This window comes from Kosakonia sp. MUSA4, assembly GCF_013085925.1.
GTDB lineage: Bacteria > Pseudomonadota > Gammaproteobacteria > Enterobacterales > Enterobacteriaceae > Kosakonia > Kosakonia sacchari_B.
Map to the genome: position 1 here is coordinate 5,087,662 of NZ_CP025697.1, position 20,000 is coordinate 5,107,661.

17 protein-coding genes and 1 pseudogene are annotated in these 20,000 nt (G+C 54.6%); 2 read left to right on the forward strand and 16 right to left on the reverse strand.

The window, feature by feature from the left end; all coding sequences use genetic code 11:
* From C0557_RS24265 to livK, 11 genes and pseudogenes are all read right to left on the reverse strand, one after another.
* Positions 1–2,625: a phosphotransferase gene (locus C0557_RS24265; RefSeq protein ID WP_208661782.1), complete on the reverse strand. Its 2,625-nt coding sequence runs from the start codon at positions 2,623–2,625 to the stop codon at positions 1–3.
* 26 nt (positions 2,626–2,651) lie between these two features.
* Positions 2,652–3,572 (reverse strand): UbiA family prenyltransferase, encoded by a 921-nt coding sequence (locus tag C0557_RS24270; RefSeq protein WP_208661784.1) that lies wholly within the window; start codon positions 3,570–3,572, stop codon positions 2,652–2,654.
* A 20-nt stretch (positions 3,573–3,592) separates the two neighbouring features.
* The gene (locus C0557_RS24275; RefSeq protein WP_208661786.1) at positions 3,593–4,717 is read right to left on the reverse strand and encodes an ABC transporter permease; all 1,125 of its coding nucleotides are present in this window, start codon (positions 4,715–4,717) and stop codon (positions 3,593–3,595) included.
* Entirely contained in the window at positions 4,714–5,634 is a 921-nt protein-coding gene (locus C0557_RS24280) for an ABC transporter ATP-binding protein (RefSeq protein WP_217273299.1), read from the reverse strand. The genes C0557_RS24275 and C0557_RS24280 overlap by 4 nt, the downstream gene beginning before the upstream one ends.
* The gene (locus tag C0557_RS24285) at positions 5,628–6,308 is read right to left on the reverse strand and encodes an HlyD family secretion protein (RefSeq protein ID WP_253073760.1); all 681 of its coding nucleotides are present in this window, start codon (positions 6,306–6,308) and stop codon (positions 5,628–5,630) included. The genes C0557_RS24280 and C0557_RS24285 overlap by 7 nt, the downstream gene beginning before the upstream one ends.
* A 36-nt stretch (positions 6,309–6,344) precedes the next feature.
* Positions 6,345–6,575, reverse strand: a pseudogene (locus C0557_RS27710) (biotin/lipoyl-binding protein); the annotation flags it as partial.
* A 517-nt stretch (positions 6,576–7,092) separates the two neighbouring features.
* On the reverse strand, positions 7,093–7,806 hold the full coding sequence (gene livF, locus C0557_RS24290; RefSeq protein WP_208661792.1) for a high-affinity branched-chain amino acid ABC transporter ATP-binding protein LivF: 714 nt from the start codon (positions 7,804–7,806) through the stop codon (positions 7,093–7,095).
* Position 7,807: 1 nt separating this feature from the next.
* A complete protein-coding gene (gene livG, locus C0557_RS24295) occupies positions 7,808–8,575 on the reverse strand; it encodes a high-affinity branched-chain amino acid ABC transporter ATP-binding protein LivG (RefSeq protein ID WP_208661802.1) in 768 nt (255 codons plus the stop codon).
* On the reverse strand, positions 8,572–9,849 hold the full coding sequence (locus C0557_RS24300) for a high-affinity branched-chain amino acid ABC transporter permease LivM (protein WP_074775997.1): 1,278 nt from the start codon (positions 9,847–9,849) through the stop codon (positions 8,572–8,574). Before C0557_RS24300 ends, livG begins: the two co-directional genes overlap by 4 nt.
* Entirely contained in the window at positions 9,846–10,772 is a 927-nt protein-coding gene (gene livH, locus C0557_RS24305) for a high-affinity branched-chain amino acid ABC transporter permease LivH (RefSeq protein WP_043956253.1), read from the reverse strand. Before livH ends, C0557_RS24300 begins: the two co-directional genes overlap by 4 nt.
* 54 nt (positions 10,773–10,826) lie before the next feature.
* Positions 10,827–11,936, reverse strand: coding sequence for a high-affinity branched-chain amino acid ABC transporter substrate-binding protein LivK (livK, locus tag C0557_RS24310; RefSeq protein WP_074775999.1), 1,110 nt, complete (start codon positions 11,934–11,936; stop codon positions 10,827–10,829).
* A 427-nt stretch (positions 11,937–12,363) separates the two neighbouring features.
* Between livK and panM the strand changes: the two genes are divergently transcribed.
* On the forward strand, positions 12,364–12,747 hold the full coding sequence (panM, locus tag C0557_RS24315) for an aspartate 1-decarboxylase autocleavage activator PanM (protein WP_208661804.1): 384 nt from the start codon (positions 12,364–12,366) through the stop codon (positions 12,745–12,747).
* Between the two features lie 142 nt (positions 12,748–12,889).
* Here panM and C0557_RS24320 read toward each other — a convergent pair whose 3' ends face one another.
* Together C0557_RS24320 and C0557_RS24325 are read right to left on the reverse strand one after the other, a co-directional pair.
* Complete coding sequence (locus tag C0557_RS24320) at positions 12,890–13,993, reverse strand: branched-chain amino acid ABC transporter substrate-binding protein (RefSeq protein WP_007369697.1); 1,104 nt, start codon at positions 13,991–13,993, stop codon at positions 12,890–12,892.
* A gap of 241 nt (positions 13,994–14,234) precedes the next feature.
* Positions 14,235–15,500 (reverse strand): 4-aminobutyrate--2-oxoglutarate transaminase, encoded by a 1,266-nt coding sequence (locus C0557_RS24325; RefSeq protein ID WP_208661806.1) that lies wholly within the window; start codon positions 15,498–15,500, stop codon positions 14,235–14,237.
* A 103-nt stretch (positions 15,501–15,603) separates the two neighbouring features.
* On the opposite strand from C0557_RS24325, the gene C0557_RS24330 reads away from it, so the two are divergent.
* Positions 15,604–17,097, forward strand: coding sequence for a PLP-dependent aminotransferase family protein (locus C0557_RS24330; RefSeq protein ID WP_208661810.1), 1,494 nt, complete (start codon positions 15,604–15,606; stop codon positions 17,095–17,097).
* A gap of 54 nt (positions 17,098–17,151) precedes the next feature.
* On the opposite strand, the gene rpoH is transcribed toward C0557_RS24330, so the two are convergent.
* The 3 genes from rpoH to ftsE all read right to left on the reverse strand — a co-directional run bounded on the left by rpoH (position 17,152) and on the right by ftsE (position 19,999).
* Positions 17,152–18,009 (reverse strand): RNA polymerase sigma factor RpoH, encoded by an 858-nt coding sequence (gene rpoH, locus C0557_RS24335; RefSeq protein WP_007369694.1) that lies wholly within the window; start codon positions 18,007–18,009, stop codon positions 17,152–17,154.
* Between the two features lie 270 nt (positions 18,010–18,279).
* Entirely contained in the window at positions 18,280–19,338 is a 1,059-nt protein-coding gene (ftsX, locus tag C0557_RS24340) for a permease-like cell division protein FtsX (RefSeq protein WP_208661813.1), read from the reverse strand.
* A complete protein-coding gene (ftsE, locus tag C0557_RS24345; protein ID WP_043956247.1) occupies positions 19,331–19,999 on the reverse strand; it encodes a cell division ATP-binding protein FtsE in 669 nt (222 codons plus the stop codon). The genes ftsX and ftsE overlap by 8 nt, the downstream gene beginning before the upstream one ends.
* Position 20,000: the final 1 nt, after the last annotated feature.

Sequence of the window (20,000 nt, forward strand, 5' to 3'; positions counted from 1 at the left end):
TCAGGCGTCGTGCCGGGTTAAACGGACCAGATGTCCCCAGCATTCCCATAACGGAAGAAACCACGGCTGCGGGCTGACGTGATGGAGCATGAGATAAAATGAGAGTCGACGGACGCCGTAATCACGCAACGCCAGGCAGTAACCGCGATACCATTGAGCGGCATCAACCGGCTCGCCCGTCAGGGTTTCCAGTTGCTGGCGGTGGAATTCCACATGGCTTAGCATCTCCTGCTTGCTGACTGTCGCGGGCAGCGTGCAGGTCAATAATTCGGCCAGATCGCGTTGCGGAATATGCAGCGTCGCCAACTCCCAGTCCCAGCAGCACAAGCGCAAATCGTCCTCGCGCAGCGCGATATTGCGCGGATTAAAGTCGTTATGAACCAGCGTGCGCGGCATTGATTCCATCTCCCGCCAGCTTTCCGCGCTGGTATCGAGAAAAGCCAGCCACTCATGCAGCAGCTCAGCAGAAAACAGTGCCCCATGCTCGCGATGGATAAATTCCGCCGTTTCCTGCCACAGCGGGATCATGCTGCTGATGGCTTGCGCATCAGGGATGACAAGGTGGTGAAACGCGCGGGTTAGCGCCGTTTGCTGGCGATACCAGTGGGCGTGAAGTTGGGCAATCCCCGCCAGTGCGGCATTGATATGTTCAGCCTGCCAGCGAATACCCTGGGATAAGCTGTTCAGCAGCAACGCGTTCTGCAATCGCTCCTCAATGATGATGCTGTGCGTGGCATCCAGATAAAGGCCGTATAGCTGTGGGCTATGGCGGGTAAAAGCAGGAACGGTTTGCTGAATAATCTGCGTTTCCCTTTCGCGCGCCTGGCTAAATTCCAGTAGCGGCAGCAAGCGTTGCAGATGTTGTTCGATACGCGGGTTGCAGCCAGCGGCGACAGCGCGTAGCAGACGGCTAATCGCTTCGTTTTGCGGCTTATTTTTCAGCACCACGTCGATCTTTGCCCCATCGTCGCGCTGGAGTTGATAGGCAAAAATCCCCATCGGCAGCACATCTTCGTCGCTGCAGTTTGCCGTCAGAATGCTGTCCTGGTTGCCCTGCCAGGGGACGGCACGGATTTCGACGGGTGGGCGGAAGCCCCAGGCGGGCGTGTAGCGGGCCTGCTGGAAACAGCGCTGTAACGGGTCGCGATGACTGCCGCCGGTCGCTCTCTTCCCGCGCTGGCGGCCCAGCGTTTCGTGCGATCGTGCAAATTCATCGCTGGCCAGCGCGCTGAGGGTGGAGATATCCAGCGCCAGGCAAAAGCCCGCAATGATTTCTGCCAGCCGCGCGCGCCCCTGCTCGCCACGACAGCCCAGCATTTCCAGACACTCCGCCTGATCCGGCAGCCCGGTGCCGCCGCCAACCGTGCCGATTACCAGCGCGGGCAGCGTGATGCTGCAATAGACACTATTGTCTGGCATCAGGCGCATCTGCAACTGCGCCAGCGACGATTCGTGGCTACAGGCAATATCCTGTCCCAGCGCAGTGAACATGGCCGCAATAACGTTGGCCGCATTGATGTTCAGGCCGGTCATTCCCGCCGCGACTGCGCCTTCACTGACAATATGGAACGCGTCAACCAACTGCGCGGGCGCGATGCGCAGCAACGTCCGGCAGGCGGTTTCGGTCAGGCGGGCTTCGGCAATCACCTGCGTGCCGCGGCCCTGCGCAAAGGTCGCCCACGAAGCTTTTTTGTCGCTGGAGAGATTGCCGTCAATGATAAAGTGCCGGATCGCCAGCAGCGATGGGACGTGGCGCTGTATCCACTGGCAGGCCTGCCAGGTGCAGGTTGTCGTCATATTCTGACCGGCGGCGTCTGCCGTTTGATAAATAAACGCCAGATGTACTGCATTGCCGATAATCTTCGGCGTCATTTCGATGAGCCGCGCATAGCGGGAGTGTCGGGAAATAACTTCGCCGATTTCCCGGCTATGATCTTCAATCCACGCGCAGAACGCGAGGCAGTCGCGCACGGTGTCGAATGCAAAACGCGGCACCCGCATCATCCGCTGCCCCAGCACGTAGGTTGCAACCCCTCCGCTTTGGGTGATAGCGCTGGCGCCACGGGAAACTGAGGCCACCAGTGCCCCTTCTGTTGTGGCCATCGGCGCATAGAATAAGCCGCTGGCATATTGTCCGTTAATGTTAAGCGGCCCGGCGATACCTACCGGCACTTCAACCGAACCGATAAATCCTTCGAGATTCTTTTTTAATTGCCCGGCCTGCAAGCCGGTAGTCGAAACCCGCTCCAGCGCGTGCCCGGTATGCTGGCGCAGCCAGCACAACCGCTTTTGCCGCTCTTTTTCACTCCATGCATAGAGATGCCTTTTCGGCAAGGCGGGTTGCGGGGTACGCATTTCCTCAGCGGGCTGGCAGAGTTTCAGTTGCCAGTAGCAGCGCTTATTTTCCTGTGCCGAAAAACAGGTGAATGTTGCCTGCCAGTGACCATTCGGCAACGGTTCTTTATGTAATAGCGTCAGCGCCGGCAAATGAATAATTTGCCCATTCAGCGATAACGATACCCCTTCCGGTGAATGGCAGGCATGACATTGCTGTTCAGTGGCAAACTGAAAAGAGAATTCCGCTGGCCGCAGGGAGACAAGCCTGGCGGTGATATTATTATTCATAGGTAGTGAACAACCTTAATGGCCTGTTAAGAAAAACAAACGGAAAAAATACACAGCAAATAACCGATAAACGCCGATAAACCTACCGCGAGTTCATTTCTCTTTCTGTTTGATTGATCGGGCACGGAGAGAAAATGCAGTAATTGGCCGAGGGTCACCACAACGGAAGCGATATTAATCGCGTAGAACCACACCGGTGCGGATCCGCGAATATGAATAATAATTGCATATTGCGTTAACGCCATGGCAACCAGCAGACAGATAATAAATAAAACCGCCAGCGGTCGGCCCAGCAATTGTGAATAGGTCGTGACTTCCGGGCGATCTTCATCCGGGCCTTTACATTTACGCATAATTTCAAAATTCAGACCGGAGAAAAATGACAGCAGCATCAATAACTGAATCGGGCGATTCAGGGTGATTTCCGGGAAGGAGAGCGTGGCCAGCCACCAGATGATAAAAGGCATGATCAGCGTATGGGAAACGGCATACACGAAAAAGTGCTTCCTGAGCCATTCAGGAACGAAGAACTCCCGCGTCATCAGCAGCGTCCACAGCAGTAACAATCCCCAACTGGCCAGCATATTGCTCAATCCGGGTGCAAGTAATGCCATGCCTGCCAGTTGCAGAAAAAGACAGCCCGCACCGATAAACTTCAAATGTCGCAGGGTAATCAACCCGCGTTGTAATACTCTTCCCGGGTGATGAACGCAGTCATCCTGATAATCCTTATGCTCATCCAGCACCCGCAGCAATAAAAAGAATGAGACAGAGAGTATGCTGCCAATAATAATATGTAACCCATTCATGCTGACATCAGGCGCTAAAGCAACGGTCATCGAAAGAAAATAAATAATCACAAACAGCGGTGCATTTGATAACGGAAAACGTTCTGCGACCCACAGCATAACGCGTGAGAAGAGTGATGAATTTACACCATAAGCCATAAAATATACCTCGCCAGAAATTAGCTGCTTTTCTTATTAAAAAAGAAGGTCAACGCTATAAAGAGTAGAGTGAGCAGTAAAAGGAATAATGCTTCCAACCATAAATCAGACAACGAACTGCCCTTCAACATAATGCCCCGCATCAATCTCAGGAAGAATGTGGTGGGCAACATATTGCCGAATGCTTTGGCCCATTCCGGCATCCCCTGAAACGGAAACATAAATCCGCTGATCAGTACCGAAGGCAGAAAATAAAAGAAGGTCAGTTGCATTGACTGAAGCTGTGTGCGGGCAAAAACGGACAGGAAAATACCGATTGCCGTGCTGGCAGAGATAAACAGCAGGATGGTGCTCATCAATGCCCCGTAACTGCCCCGCATCGGAACATGAAAAATATAGAGACTAATCAACATGATGATAAAAGACTGGGCAATACTGATCAGAATATAGGGCGTCACCTTGCCAAGAATAAGCTCCAGCGAAGTCATCGGCGTTGCCCGTAGCGTTTCCATCGTGCCGTTCTCTTTTTCCCGCACGATGGCGAGGCCGCTCATTAGCACCAGCGTCATGGTGATGACGATGCCAAACAGGCCGGGAACGGTGTTGTATTGCGTGATGCTTTCCGGGTTATAAACGCGCTGAATAACAATGTTGATGGGGTTGCTTTGCTGCGCGGAACGCGCCGGTAAGGTTTGCCGCAGGATCTGTTCCGGCAGGTGCTGCGTGGCAGCAAGCGCACTCATCACCGCTGAAGGATCGGTCGCATCGGCCTGGAGCAGAAATTCGCTGTCTTCGCCTCTGACAAGGCGACGGCCAAAATCAGCAGGAATGGAAATAACGAATTTCACTTTACCCTGCTTCAGGGCATCGGTGGCCTGCTGTTCGCTGCTGTACGCCTGCGAGAAAGCAAAATAGCCGGTGTTGGTCAGCGCGCCGATCGCGTTGCGGCTGTAGGGGCTTTGATCATAATCGACGACGGCGGCAGGCAGATTGTGCGCATCGGTATTGATGGCATAACCAAACATGAAAACCTGCATTAAGGGAATAATCACGATAAGACCAATGCTGAGTTGGTCGTAGCGAAGTTCAGAGAACTCTTTGGCGACAATGCCCCACCAACGGCTGAAGAAGGATGAAAAAATCACGATCTTTCCTCTGGCGCGGCCTGCCTGAGCAGATGAGATAAAATGTCTTCCAGACCGGTCGCCGCAGGCTGTCGCGGATACTCTGCCGCCAGCGTGCGCAGAGTCTGTTCCAGCGCCGCGTTATCCGATCCAGTGATATGTAAAACATTGCCCAATAGCGTGGTGTAATCAACGCCCGCTGCGTGCTGCAGCGTGGATTCGAGCTTACTGAGATTGTTGCCGCGGACCTGCCAGGTAAACAGCTTTTGTTCGGCGATAATCGCACTGACCTCACCTGCGGCCAGCAGCGTGCCCCACGCGATATACGCCAGTTGGTGACAGCGCTCGGCTTCATCCATGTAATGGGTGCTGACAAGGATCGTTACCCCCTGCTGTGCAAGCTGATGCAGGATCTGCCAGAACTCCCGCCGGGCGTTCGGATCAACGCCCGCAGTCGGTTCATCCAGCAACAGCAGCCTGGGCTGGTGCAGTAACGCGGCGGCAAGCGCGAGACGCTGCTTCCAGCCACCGGAAAGCCCACCCGCACGCTGCTGCTGTCGCGCCGTCAGATTGAGTTGCTCCATCATGGCCGCCACCCTTCTTTGCGGCGTCGGCAAACCATACAGCCGGGCAATCAGCAGCAGATTTTCCCGAATAGTCAGGTTTTCCCACAGCGAGAAGCGTTGCGCCATATAACCCGTCAGGCGTTTTATCTCCGCCTGTTGCGTAAAAAGATCGAAACCGAAGCAGCGGCCGCTGCCGGAATCTGGCGTAATCAGGCCGCAGAGCATGCGCAGCGTGGTGGTTTTTCCGCTGCCATTGGGTCCCAGGAAGCCATATATCTGGCCCTCGTTTATCGCGAGCGAAAGGTTTTTTACGACATGCTGCCCGGAGAAGGATTTATTAAGCTGATGAACCTCGATGGCCGCGCTCATAATTTCACCTCAACAGGCAACCCTGGCGGTAATTTCTCGGCGGCAAATTGTGAATCTTCAGGTTGAGCATCAACCAGAAAGGTCATTTTTTCCCGACGTTCATTGCTGTAAATAATGGGTGGTGTATATTCTGCCGCCGATGATATATAGATTACTCTGGCTGCAAAGGCCGGAACATTGGCATTAATAATTTCTATACGCTGCCCATACTTAATATGTGCAAGTTGGGCAATGGAAATAAAAAACCGCACCTTTATATTTCCCGGCGGTAAAAGCGCAATGACCGGGCTGCCTGCCGGAACCCATTCGCCGGGACGATAATAAATGTCGGCAACACGACCGCGAGTCAACGCACTGCGCTGCGTATTACTCAATATCCATCTATTTTTTTCCAGGCTGGCCTGCGCCATGGCCACCCTTGCCGCCTGGGCATCGTAGCGATCCTGCCTTGCCGGAAGCGCATTCGCCGCAATCCGTTTTTTTATTTCATCCACGGCGGATTTTTTTTGCTGTAAATCGCTGACGGCTTTTTCATACTCAAATTCAGCAATGGCATTACGCTGATACTGTAATTGTTCGCGTCTCGCTTTCGACTGCGCAAGCGAGAGCGCCGCCGCGGCCTGATTCAGCTGTGAATGTAAGACATCAATTTCTGCATCACGCAGGCCGCTTTGCATGTCTTTAAGCAGCGCATTCTCGCTCGCGAGCTGCGATTGCGCCTGCTGGTAGTCCTGCCGCTCTTTGGCATTATCCAGTGAAAACAGCAGCGCGCCCGCTTCTACCTGCTGGCCTTTTGTGACGGTTACCGTCTGTAATATACCCGACGTGGATGAGGCGTAATGCACGTAGTCAGCCTCAATATAGCCATTAATCGTTGGGTTACCGGAATCACATCCGCCAAGAAAAAATAACAGTAAAAAAGATACTATTGCTGCTGGCCTCATGCCTCAAAATCCCCTTTTGATTGAACGACTATCAGAGGCATTCGCTAATTTTTTATAAAAACAGATTAGCGATGCAAATACTGATCATGCCGTCATAACGGCCAGCCGATAAAATTTAACTCACGACGAATATAATCCAGAACAAGAATAGATATCGGTAATCTGATATCGGAAAATTCACACTGAAGATGTTCTGCTGCCTCGCAATAAATCCTTTTTTTACTATAATGACGGCGCATAAATTAAAGTGTATTTTTTTAAACTATATCCAGATACCCGCCAGAATAAAAGCGTTCAACACCTCCTCATCAGATGGTTGAATCTATAATTTATGACTTTCCGATTTTTCTTTGTGCTGAGGGCAGAGATTTGTCGTTTATTCATATTACGTTAATATTAACGCAGCGTAATCATGCATTAATTATTAAGAAGCGCCTTGCAAAGGAAAATACCGGACACAGGGATAAAAAAAATGCCGATACTCACGTATCGGCATCGGTATGACTACCTGAACATGTTAACCGCCCAGATAAGCGCTGCGCACCGCTTCGTTCGCCAGCAGCGCGTCGCCGGTATCTTCCAGCACCACATGGCCATTCTCCAACACGTAACCGCGATCGGCGAGCTTCAGCGCCTGGTTGGCGTTCTGCTCCACCAGGAAGATGGTCATCCCTTCTTTACGCAGTTGCTCGATGGTGTCGAAGATTTGCTGAATGATGATGGGCGCCAGGCCCAGCGACGGTTCATCCAGCAGCAGCAAACGCGGCTGGCTCATCAGCGCGCGGCCAATCGCCAGCATCTGCTGTTCGCCGCCGGACATGGTGCCCGCACGCTGAATACGCCGTTCATGCAGACGCGGGAACAGCGCATAAACCCGCTCAATGCGGCTCTGGAACTGTTCACGTTCGGCGAAGAAACCGCCCATCGCCAGGTTCTCTTCCACGGTCATTCGTGAAAAGACGCGGCGCCCTTCCGGTACAATCGCCACCGCTTCACGCATGATTTTTGCGGTCTGCCAGTCGGTGATCTCTTTGCCGTCAAACACAATGTGCCCGCTGCTCGCGCGCGGATCGCCGCACAGTGTGCCCAGCAGGGTGGTTTTGCCCGCGCCGTTAGCGCCGATCAGGGTCACGATTTCACCCTGATTAATATGCAGACTGACATCGTGCAGCGCCTGAATCTTGCCGTAGTGGGCGCTAACTTTGTCAAAAGATAACATCACTTTTTCCATCTTATGCCTCACCCAGGTATGCGCGGATCACGTCCGGATTGTTACGGATCTCTTCCGGCGTCCCGTTCGCCAGCGGCGTACCCTGGTTCACCACATAAATCCTGTCGGAAATCCCCATCACCAGTTTCATATCGTGCTCAATCAGCAGAATGGTGGTGTTGTGGTTGTTGCGCAGCTCGACGATCAGTTCGTCCAGCTCTTTGGTCTCTTTCGGGTTCAGACCGGCCGCCGGTTCGTCGAGCATCAGGATCTCCGGCTGCGTTACCATGCAGCGGACGATCTCCAGACGACGCTGGTCGCCGTAAGCCAGGTTACTGGCCTGGCGGTTAGCGTGGGCTAACAAACCGATACGCTCCAGCCACACTGCGGCGCGATCCAGCGCTTCACTTTGTGCGCGGCGGAACGCCGGGGTTTTCAGCAGGCCGGAGAAGACGCCGGTTTTCAGTTGCTGATGCTGGCTGACCAGCAGGTTCTCAATCACCGTCATTTCACGGAACAGGCGCACGTGCTGGAAAGTACGCACCACGCCCATCCGCGCAATTTGCTGACCCGGCAATCCTTCGAGGTGCTTATCACGCAGCATAATGGTGCCGCCGGTCGGTTTATAGAAACCGGTGAGGCAGTTAAATACGGTGGTTTTCCCCGCACCGTTCGGGCCAATCAGCGAAACGATCTCTTGTGGATGCAGATCCAGCGCGACGTTGTTCACCGCCAGCAGACCGCCGAAGCGCATCATCAGACCGTTTACGGATAACAATGGCTGACTCATGCCTGCTCTCCTTTCGCTTGCCCGTTTTTCAATTTCAACTGCGGACGGGTCATCGGCAGCAAGCCTTGCGGACGCCAAATCATCATCAGTACCATCAAACCACCCAGCATCAACATGCTGTATTCATTGAAATCACGCATCAGCTCGCGGGAAACCACCAGCAGGATGGCCGCGAGAATAACCGCAAACTGCGAACCCATACCGCCCAGTACCACGATCGCCAGCACAAAGGCAGATTCGGCAAAGGTGAAGGATTCCGGGCTGACAAAACCCTGGCGGGCAGCGAACAGCGTTCCGGCAAAACCGGCAAACGCGGCGCTGATGGTAAAGGCGGTCAGCTTGATGCGCGTTGGATTCAGGCCCAGCGAACGGCAGGCGATTTCATCTTCACGCAGCGCTTCCCACGCGCGGCCAAGCGGCATACGCAGCAGGCGATTAATGACAAACAGCGTGACCACAACCAGCAACAGCGCGACCAGATAGAGGAAAACCACGCGGTCATTCGGATCATAAGGCACATGGAAGAAGTTGCTGAAGGTATCCCAGCCGCCTTCACGCGCGGTACGGCTGAACTCCAGGCCGAACAGCGTCGGTTTCGGGATCTGGCTGATGCCGTTCGGGCCGCCGGTAATTTCGGTGTTATTCAGCAGCAGGATACGCACGATTTCACCGAAGCCGAGCGTCACAATCGCCAGATAGTCGCCGCGCAGACGCAACACCGGGAAGCCCAGCAGGAACCCGGCAGCCGCGGAAACCAGCCCCGCCAGCGGCAGGCAAGTCCAAAAACCCAGCCCGTAATAGTGGTTCAACAGCGCGAAGGTATAGGCGCCGATGGCGTAAAAACCGCCGTAGCCCAGCACCAGCAGGCCGGAAAGCCCCACCACGACGTTCAGGCCAAGGCCGAGGATGATATAAATCATCGTCATGGTGGCGATATCCACCGTGCCGCGCGACACCACAAACGGCCACGCCACGGCGATAACCAGCAGCGCCAGCAGGAACAGCTTCTGTTTTACCGTCGAGCCATCAATCGCCGGCAGCACGAATTTCGGACCGGAAACGCCGCGCAGGCCTTTCTGTATCAGCGGACGCAGCAACTGGAAGAAAAAGACCACCGCAGTGCCGATAATGATCCACTGCCAGCGGATATCCGCCGCCGTGTTCACCACCAGTTTGGTGCCATCCAGCTCAAGCTGGACACCCATAAAGACGCCAGCCAGCACGAAGAACATCGCGGCGGAAAGCAGCGCCATCGCAAAATGCATCGGTTTCATACTTTTTCCACCTCCGGGCGACCGAGGATACCGGTAGGCATCACCAGCAGCACCACGATCAACAGCGCGAACGAGACCACATCTTTATATTCCGTACTGAGATACGCAGAGCAGAGCGATTCGGTAACGCCGAGGATCAGCCCGCCGATCATCGCGCCAGGAATGCTGCCGATACCGCCCAGCACCGCTGCGGTGAACGCCTTCATCCCGGCCATAAAGCCGATGTAGGGGTTAATCACGCCGTAGAACTGGCCCAGCAACACGCCAGCCACCGCCGCCATTGCCGCACCGATCACGAAGGTCAGCGCGATAACGCGGTCAGTGTTAATCCCCAACAAACTGGCCATTTTCAGGTCTTCTGCACAGGCGCGGCAGGCGCGGCCCATACGGGAGTAGCGGATAAACAGCGTCAGCGCCAGCATCGCCACGAAAGTCACAATCCAGATGACCAACTGCATGGTGGTGATGGAAGCAGAGAAGTTTTCACTGCTGCCGACAATCCACTGGCCGTTGAACAGGCTCGGCAGCGCCACATCGCGCGAACCTTCGGTCAGGCTGACGTAGTTTTGCAGGAAAATGGACATGCCGATGGCGGAGATCAGCGCAATCAGGCGCTTGGAGTTACGCACCGGGCGATAAGCCACCCGTTCGATGCTCCAGCCGTAGGCGCTGGCGATCACGATGGCGCCAACAAAACCGGCGGCGACCAGCAGCCAGCTGCTGTCGATGCCCATCATCATCAGCGCGGCGATGATCATAAAGGAGACATAGCTACCGATCATGTAAACCTCGCCGTGCGCGAAGTTGATCATGCCGATGATGCCGTAAACCATGGTGTAACCAATGGCGATCAATGCATAGGTGCTTCCCAGCGTGACGCCGTTAAACATCTGCTGCACAAAATAGAGAAACTGCTCGGACATAACTTAACCTTCTTAAAACTTCCCGGGCATTGCGCCCGGGAAGCGGGATGACAGTTATTTCGCCACAGAGGACGAACCATCGGCGTGCCATTGGAAGACGCCAAACTCAAATCCTTTCAGATCGCCTTTTTCATCCCAGTTCAGCGGCCCAATCACGGTTTTAGCCCCGTTGGCTTTTAAATCTTTGATAAGCGTCAGCGGATCGTCGCTGCCGGTACGCTCCAGCGCGGTCGCCAGCGATTGCACGGCGGCGTAGGTGATCCACACATACGGCCCGCTCGCATCTTTCTTCTGCGCTTTCAGGGCATCAACGATGCTCTGGTTCGCCGGATCCTGGTCATAGCGCTTCGGCATGGTCACCAGCATGCCTTCCGCCGCATTGCCAGCGATGTTAGACAAAGACGCGTTACCGACGCCTTCCGGCCCCATAAACTGGGTTTTCAGCCCGCTGGCGCGCGCCTGGCGCAGCATTTGTCCCATCTCCGGGTAATAACCACCGTAGTAGACAAAATCGATATTTTCTTTTTGCAGACGGGCGATAAGCGCGGAGAAATCTTTTTCTCCGGCGGTGATGCCATCGAAGAAGACAATGTTTGCGCCACCGGCTTTCAGCCCTTCCTGCACGGAACGCGCAAGGCCTTCACCGTACTGCTGCTTATCGTGAAGGATGGCGATACGCTGCGGTTTAACGGAATTCAGAATGTATTTCGCGGCGGTCGGCCCCTGCGAAGAGTCCAGCCCGGCGGTACGCATGATGTGCTGGTAGCCGCGCTGAGTCAGTTCCGGATTCGTCGCGCCTGGCGTGATCATCAGAATACCTTCGTCTTCGTAGATATCGGATGCAGGCTGCGTGGAGGAGGAGCAGAGATGGCCAATCACATATTTCACACCGTCGTTCACGATTTTGTTCGCGACGGCAACGGCTTGTTTCGGGTCACAGGCGTCGTCATACTCAACAGCAACCAGTTTGTCGCCCTTGATTCCGCCTTTGGCGTTGATATCGTGGATAGCCTGACGCGCGCCGTTAAATTCCATGTCGCCCCACTGAGCAACAGGACCGGACATCGCCCCGACAACCGCCACTTTAATATCCTTCGCCACGGCCGCGTGAGACATCGCAAGTGCAACCATTCCCGCGATTAATGTCTTCGCGTTCCTTTTCATTGTTGTAAATCCCCATTCGTGATGTCGTGTAATAATTTTGTTTTTTTATGGTTAAAAAGCATTCTGTACTTTTAATGCACAACGCTATTTTTACCAGCGCCTTTAATGGTTTAGCGCAGTTTTTTGGCAAAAACCAGACTAAATCCTCTATTTTTCAGGCGATTAAGCACAGATAATATTCTGTATTTAATCGGAGATAAACAAAAAAAGTCCCATTACCAGCATAAAATAATGGTACATAAAGCGGAATAAATCACTACCAATCAGGTTAAAATGCTGCCTGTTTTTCAATCCCTAATGTTTCACACTGGCTGAGCGTCTGCGGCAAAATTATTCACCTGCCGAATGAAAAATAAAAAACTCCCCCTCCCCGGCCGATGAAATTGATTACACTCACACTATCTTTTGCGTTTTGGACAAGCTGTACATGAAATTGACTATCATCCGACTGGTAACGTTTACCGAGCAGGATCATATTGATTTAGAGAAAGTCTGGCCGGAATACTCCTCCGCTTCCCTTGAAGTGGATGACGATCACCGCATTTATGCGGCCCGCTTTAACGATCGCCTGCTGGCTGCCGTGCGCGTAACCCTGCGCGGCACCGAAGGCGCGCTGGATTCACTGCGCGTGCGCGATGTCACCCGCCGTCGCGGCGTCGGGCAGTACCTCGTAGAAGAAGTGATTCGTGATAACCCCAGCATCACCAGTTGGTGGATTGCCGATATTGGTGTCGAAGATCGCAGTGTGATGGCAGCGTTCGCTCAGACGCTGGGCTTTACCGCGCAGGAAAATGGCTGGGAAAAACGATAACCTACCGCTGTAGACTTGCCTGATGGCGCTACGCTTATCAGGCCTACATTCAAAAAAAGCCGGGGGATTACCCCGGCCTGCAAAACCATTGACCAAGTAAGTAGGCCGGGTAAGGCGAAGCCGCCACCCGGCATAACATCACTTACTTAGCGTCAGTCGCCGTACCGTTCGCGTGCCAGGTAAACACACCAAACTCAAAGCCCTTCAGATCGCCCTTCTGATCCCATGACAGCGGCCCCATCACGGTATCAACAGTGTGCCCTTTCAGGTAAGTGGCAATCGCATCTGGTTCCGCAGTCTGGTTCAGACCTGCTGCCAGAGACTGCACGGCTGCGTAGGTGGTCCACACGAATGCGCCGCTCGGATCCTGTTTCTTCGCTTTGATAGCATCAACAATCGGTTTGTTCGCCGGAATCTGATCGTAGTTCTTCGGCTTCGTCACCAGCATGCCTTCCGCTGAATCGCCCGCGATGTTAGACAGGGAGACGTTCGCTACGCCTTCCGGCCCCATAAACTGGGTTTTCAGGCCAGCCGCGCGTGACTGACGCAGGATCTGACCCATTTCCGGGTGATAGCCGCCGTAGTAAACGAAATCGATGTTCTCTTTCTTCAGACGCGCCACCAGCGTGGAGAAATCTTTCTCACCGGCGGTGATACCGTCAAAGAACACCACGTTGGCGCCGCCTTTTTTCAGGCCGTCCTGCACCGCACGCGCCAGACCTTCACCGTACTGCTGTTTGTCGTGGATGACCGCGATGCGCTGCGGTTTCACTTTATCCAGAATGTATTTCGCGGCGGTCGGGCCCTGATCGGAATCCAGGCCAGTCGTGCGCAGCGTCAGTTTGTAACCGCGCGCGGTCAGCTCAGGCGCTGTCGCCGCAGGCGTGATCATCAGAATACCTTCGTCTTCATAGATATCAGACGCAGGCTGAGTAGAAGAGGAGCACAGGTGACCGATAACATATTTGATGCCGTCGTTGACCACTTTGTTGGCAACTGCAACCGCTTGTTTCGGGTCACACGCATCGTCATATTTTACCGCTACCAGTTTGTCGCCTTTGATGCCGCCCTTCGCGTTGATGTCTGCGATAGCCTGCTCAGCGCCGGTAAATTCCTGGTCGCCATACTGCGCAACCGGACCGGACATCGCACCGACAACGGCAACTTTAATATCTTTGGCGAATGCCACATTGCTCATTGCTAACGCAATACATCCTGCCAGTAACGCTTTGCCCTTCATTTTCATCCTGAGTTTCCCCATTGTTATGGTTATTGCATTTGTTGTGATGTTGTTGTGTGGCACATTATTTTGTTTACCATCATAAGCAAAGAATATGATAGTAGTTATTAGCCATTCTGCCGGTGCCTCAGCAGCATACTCTGCTAAAACATACCCCATTTTTCGGAATATGGAATAACAATTTTGAAGGTTATGCGACAGAGTGATGACACGCTGTAAAAAAGCCGCCCATAAGGCGGCTGAATAATTAGCGGGTCAGCGACTGGTGGATAATATCCAGCGCTTTGCGGAACTGAACTTCCGGAATGGTGAGCGGATAGAGGAAACGGATAACGTTGCCGTAGACGCCGCAGCTCAGCAGCAGCACGCCTGCCGCCAGCGCGTTGTCCTGTACCTGTTTGGTAAATTCAGGCGATGGCGCGCCAGTACTGGGATCGTTAAATTCCACTGCCACCATCGAGCCCTGCGCGCGGATATCCGCAATGTACGGGCACTGCGCTTTTGCCTGCGTCAGCACTTCTACCAGATGTTTGCCCAGATGGTTAGCGCGTTCACAGAGGTTTTCTTCGTCGATCACATCCAGCACCGCGTGTGCCGCAGCCACCGCCAGCGGGTTACCAGCGTAAGTGCCGCCCAGCCCGCCAGGCGCAGGCGCATCCATCACCTCTGCGCGACCGGCCACCGCCGACAGCGGCAACCCGCCCGCCAGGCTTTTCGCCATGGTGATCAGATCCGGTTTAACAGCGTAATACTCGGTCGCGAACAATTTGCCGGTGCGGGCAAAGCCGCTCTGCACTTCATCAACAATCAGCAGAATGCCGTGGTTGTCGCACAGTTTGCGCAGTGCGTTCATAAAATCCGCTGGCGCGACGTTAAAGCCGCCTTCGCCCTGGACCGGCTCCAGCAGGATGGCCGCAACCTGATCCGGCGCGATATCCGCTTTAAAGATGCGTTCGAGACTTTTCAGCGCATTTTCGGTGCTGACGCCGTGCAGTGCATTCGGATACTGCGCGTGGTAAATCGAGCCGGGGAACGGGCCAAACCCGATTTTGTACGGTGCGACTTTCCCGGTCAGCGCCATGGTCATAAACGTACGACCATGAAAACCGCCGCCGAAGGTGATCACGCCAGGACGTTTGGTGTAAGCGCGGGCAATTTTCACCGCGTTCTCTACCGCTTCCGCGCCGGTTGAGAAAAACGCCGTTTTCGCCGGGCCATCAACGGGCACGCGTTCATTAATACGTTCCGCCAGCGAAACATAGCTTTCGTAAGGAACGATTTGGTAAGCGGTGTGCGTAAATGCCTGCAACTGCTTTTCCACCGCCGCCATGACTTTCGGGTGACGATGCCCGGTGTTGAGCACCGCGATCCCGGCGGCAAAGTCGATGACCTCGTTGCCTTCGACATCCCACAATGTGGCATTTTCTGCTTTTTCCGCATAAAACCCGCACATCACTCCAATACCGCGCGGCGTCGCCTGTAAACGGCGCTGATGTAGTTCGTTATTCTTCACCTGATTACCCTCGTCTGTGTTCGTTGTTGCTGCGTCTATTGTGAAAACATGACATAAGTGGTTCTATAATCGAGTACCAGTTTTGAATAATTGAGGGATCCAATTGCGCTCACTCGTCTCTGACTTGCTGCAGCTGCGTCTGGACGAGCAGCACGAAGGCAAGCTGCATAAGAAATTATATAACGCGATTCGCCTGTCGATACTCGACGGTAGCCTGCCGACACAAAGCCGCCTGCCGCCAAGCCGCGATTTAGCCGCGCAACTGAATCTGTCGCGCAATACGGTGCTGACGGTGTATGAGCAGCTACTGGCCGAAGGCTATGTCGTTTCCCGTACCGGCAGCGGCACCTTTGTGGCTGGCACCGTCCCGGACAGCCTGCTTTCCGCGCCCCTGACAGCGAGTGAAAAACTCAGCGCCAGCCTGCCTTCACAGCTTTCTGCCCGCGGTCAGCATCTGTTGAGCCACAGCAATGCCAGCGCACGCCAGTGGGGCGCGTTTCTGCCTGGCGTCCCGGATATCAACGCATTCCCGCATGCGCTGTTGCGAAAAATACAGTCTCGCGTAAGTCGAAAACCGCAGGCAATACAGCTTTCTTATAGCAACGCTGGCGGCAGCAGCGCGCTGCAGCAGGCGCTGGTGGAGTATTTGCGGGTCACGCGCTCGGTTCGCTGTAGCGCGGAGCAGATCCTGATTACGGAAGGTATTCATCAGGCCATCGATCTGGTATCGCGCATGCTGTGTAATCCTGGCGATCTGGCGTGGATTGAGGAGCCCGCCTACTGGGGAATTCGTAATGTACTGGCGGTAAATGGCGTTAACTTGCAGGCCATAGAAGTTGACAGATCCGGGATGAACCCGCCGGAACCGGGCGATGCGCCGCCGAAACTGATTTTCGTCACGCCCTCACACCAGTATCCGCTGGGCTGTGTAATGAGTCTGGAGCGCCGCCAGCGGCTATTAGCGCTGGCGCGACAAACCGGGAGCTGGATTATTGAAGATGATTACGACAGTGAATTCCGCTTCTCGGGCCAGCCCATTCCCGCCTTGCAGGGGTTGGTGGACGATGCGCCGGTGATTTACACCGGTACGTTCAGTAAAACGCTCTACCCAGGATTGCGACTCGGTTATCTGGTGTTGCCGCGCCCGTTGATGCAGGCGCTTAAAACCGCGCACGCCGAACTCTATCGCGGCGGGCGTTTGCTGGATCAGGAAGCGCTGGCGCAGTTTATTCGCGAGGGGCATTACACGGCGCATATTCGCCGGATGCGATTGCTGTACGCCCGGCGCCGCGCGCGGCTGGCGCAACTTATCACCGATTATCTTGGCAAAGAGGCGCTTAGCGAGTTTAACGATAATGCCGGGCTGCATCTGGTGCTGTCGTTACCCGCGTCCTGCGATGATGTGGCGCTGGCGCAAACGGCTAACGCGCGTGGCATTCTGGTGCGGCCACTTTCGCGTTATTACAGCAACGACACGCCAGCGCGCGGCCTGTTGATGGGATTCGCGGCGATGGAGGAAGAAGAGATGGAGCCGGTGTTTGCCGGGCTTGCAGCACTGATACGCGAAGCGCCGGGAAGCAAAAACACAGCGCGTTAAGAAACAAAAAGCCGGGCGAGGCTTGCGCCGACCCGGCTTGTTCACTGCATACGCTTACGCTTCGATAGCGGCGCGCAGTTTTTTCATCGCGTTCTTTTCCAGCTGTCGTACGCGTTCGGCGGAAACGCCGTAACGGTCAGCCAGCTCCTGCAGCGTAGACTTGTTCTCTTCGTCCAGCCAGCGAGCGCGGATGATCTGCTGGCTGCGTTCGTCCAGCCCTTTCATTGCATCGGTCAGCTTGTTAGCGGCCTGCTCTTCCCAGTTGTCGTCTTCAATGCCATCAGCAAAGTTTGACGATTTATCCTGCAAATAGAGCACCGGAGCCATCGGCTGGCTGTCCTGAGCATCATCGTCCGGGGACATATCAAACGTCATGTCCTGCGCAGCCATACGCGATTCCATTTCACGCACGTCTTTGCTGGTCACGCCCAGTTCACGGGCCACCATTTCGACTTCGTCCTGGTTAAACCAGCCCAGACGCTGTTTCGCTTTACGCAGATTAAAGAACAGCTTGCGCTGTGCTTTGGTGGTTGCCACTTTCACGATACGCCAGTTGCGCAGCACATACTCGTGGATCTCAGCTTTGATCCAGTGCACGGCGAAGGAAACCAGTCGCACACCCACTTCCGGGTTGAAGCGACGCACAGCTTTCATCAGGCCGATATTACCTTCCTGGATAAGATCCGCCTGCGGCAGACCATAGCCCGAGTAATTACGAGCAATATGAACAACAAAGCGCAGGTGAGACAGAATCAGCTTTTTCGCTGCTTCCAGATCGCCCTGGTAATGCAGCTTTTCAGCCAGCGCCCGTTCTTCATCAGCCGTCAACATCGGCCATGCGTTAGCGGCCCGGACGTAAGATTCCAGGTTACCAACAGGGGCTAAAGCTAAAGTTTGCATTTCTTTGGTCATTCAAATCCTCTCAATTTACTTTCCACTGGCGGCGGTCTGTCCCCATCAGGCAACAAACATGCCAGTACTTATGAGCAACGAGATTAGCATTCACATTTTTATCAGACAGTGATTTTATCCACAAGTTCCATGTCGCCTTGTGAATAAATTACGCACAAATTGTGACATCTGGATGAAAAAGCCGGTGCAAGGAAAACATCAGAAAGGGGCGATACGCTTTCCCTGCTACGGGAATACTTCATTGCAGGGAAAGAGTATACCAGAGTTTTTTTAATCGGGAGTAAAGTGACGTAAATGTTGCACCGTCGCCAGCCAGGCGGCTATCCAACCGATCATCGAACAGACCAGCAGCAGCAATAAGCACTCGTCAAAAGACAAGCCGCTTAGCTCGAACTGCGTGCCGAACACTTTCGCCACTTCGGTAACCGCCGAGGAGAGCCGCATCACCAGAATCTCCGACAGGATTAGCGACAAAAACGCGCCGGAGAAGCCGAGCAGCGCGCCGCCATACAGGAACGGGCGCAGGATAAAACCGTCCGTTGCGCCGATCAATTTCTGCACGTTGATGGAGTCGCGGCGGGCAAAAATACTCAGCCGCACACTGTTGCCGATAACCAGGAAGACGGCCGCTACCATCAGTACGCCGATCATCGCCGACACGCGCCCGACCAGCCCGGTCAGCGACGCCAGGCGCGCAAACCAGCTATCGTCCATACGCACTTCATCAATGCCTTGGATATGAGAGATGCGATCGCGCAGCGTATTCAGCGAATCCGTGCTCTGAAAATCCAGTTTAGGAACCACTACCGCCACGGCGGGCAGCGGGTTCTCTTCCAGCATATCCAGCGCACCGCCAAACCCGGACCAGTTGCGGAACTCGCCAAGCGCATCTTCGCGAGAAAGGTAGTTCACCTTCTCCACGCCCTGTTCGGACTGGAGCTGGGCCACCACCTGCTGTGCGGCGTTATCATCCAGCGTTTTGTCGAAATAGACGGTGATCTGCGGCGACGGATAGTACTGCGACGCCGCCTGGTTGACGTTTTTGTAGACCATATAGCAAACGCTCGGCAGCGTCAGCGAGATGGCAATCACCATCACCGTCAGGAACGTCGCCAGCGGTTTGCTTTTCAGATCCTGCAACGCGCCGTGCCAGGCGTAGCGAACCTGCTCGTTAAACACATTGGTTTTACGTGATGGCGGTTTGTTTGCCGCTTTACTACGACGTGGAGCATTGCGATTACCGTCACCGGAGCCGGCGACGGATTTACGGAAACGGTCAAGCCGGCTGCCAAACTGCCGGATATGATTTAATGCGTCGCGCTTATTCACCCGCCAGGCCTCCATGCAAATGGCCATCGCTCAGGGTCAGCATGCGGTACGAACGCCGGGAAATCAGCCCCAGATCGTGAGTCGCCATCAGTACCGTAACCCCAACGCGGTTAAACTCTTCGAACAGACGTAAAATCCCTTCCGACAATGCGTCATCCAGGTTACCGGTCGGTTCATCTGCCAGCAGCACTGCCGGTTTATTCACTACCGCGCGGGCAATGCCGACGCGCTGCTGTTCACCGCCGGAAAGCTGAATCGGGAAGCTTTTCGCTTTATCAAGCAGCCCGACTTTATCCAGCGCCGCCGACACACGACGACGAATGTCATCACCGCTCGCGCCTGCGATGATCAACGGAATCGCCACATTGTCATACACCGTGCGATCCATCAGCAGATGGTGATCCTGAAAGATCATGCCGATCTGGCGACGTAAAAACGGCACTTCACGGTTCTTCAGACGGCTAATGTCGTGGCCGCTGAACAGGATTTTCCCGGTGCTTGGCCGCTCAATCCCGCAGATAAGCTTCAGCAGGGTACTTTTCCCCGCGCCGGAGTGCCCGGTCAGAAAGGCCATCTCGCCTGGTTGCAGGTGGAATGTCACCCCCTGCAACGCTTGTCTCCCACCGAGATAGGCTTTGCTGACATGTTCAAAGCGAATCATT

Excerpts from the sequence above, each read along its gene's own strand:
- livH (WP_043956253.1), bottom strand. The coding sequence starts at position 10,772 with ATGTCCGAGCAGTTTCTCTATTTTGTGCAGCAGATGTTTAACGGCGTC.
- livK (WP_074775999.1), bottom strand. The coding sequence starts at position 11,936 with ATGAAAAGGAACGCGAAGACATTAATCGCGGGAATGGTTGCACTTGCG.
- C0557_RS24320 (WP_007369697.1), bottom strand. The coding sequence starts at position 13,993 with ATGAAAATGAAGGGCAAAGCGTTACTGGCAGGATGTATTGCGTTAGCA.
- livG (WP_208661802.1), bottom strand. The coding sequence starts at position 8,575 with ATGAGTCAGCCATTGTTATCCGTAAACGGTCTGATGATGCGCTTCGGC.
- C0557_RS24270 (WP_208661784.1), bottom strand. The coding sequence starts at position 3,572 with ATGGCTTATGGTGTAAATTCATCACTCTTCTCACGCGTTATGCTGTGG.
- ftsE (WP_043956247.1), bottom strand. The coding sequence starts at position 19,999 with ATGATTCGCTTTGAACATGTCAGCAAAGCCTATCTCGGTGGGAGACAA.
- panM (WP_208661804.1), top strand. The coding sequence starts at position 12,364 with ATGAAATTGACTATCATCCGACTGGTAACGTTTACCGAGCAGGATCAT.
- livF (WP_208661792.1), bottom strand. The coding sequence starts at position 7,806 with ATGGAAAAAGTGATGTTATCTTTTGACAAAGTTAGCGCCCACTACGGC.
- C0557_RS24285 (WP_253073760.1), bottom strand. The coding sequence starts at position 6,308 with ATGCAAAGCGGCCTGCGTGATGCAGAAATTGATGTCTTACATTCACAG.
- rpoH (WP_007369694.1), bottom strand. The coding sequence starts at position 18,009 with ATGACCAAAGAAATGCAAACTTTAGCTTTAGCCCCTGTTGGTAACCTG.
- C0557_RS24265 (WP_208661782.1), bottom strand. The coding sequence starts at position 2,625 with ATGAATAATAATATCACCGCCAGGCTTGTCTCCCTGCGGCCAGCGGAA.
- C0557_RS24300 (WP_074775997.1), bottom strand. The coding sequence starts at position 9,849 with ATGAAACCGATGCATTTTGCGATGGCGCTGCTTTCCGCCGCGATGTTC.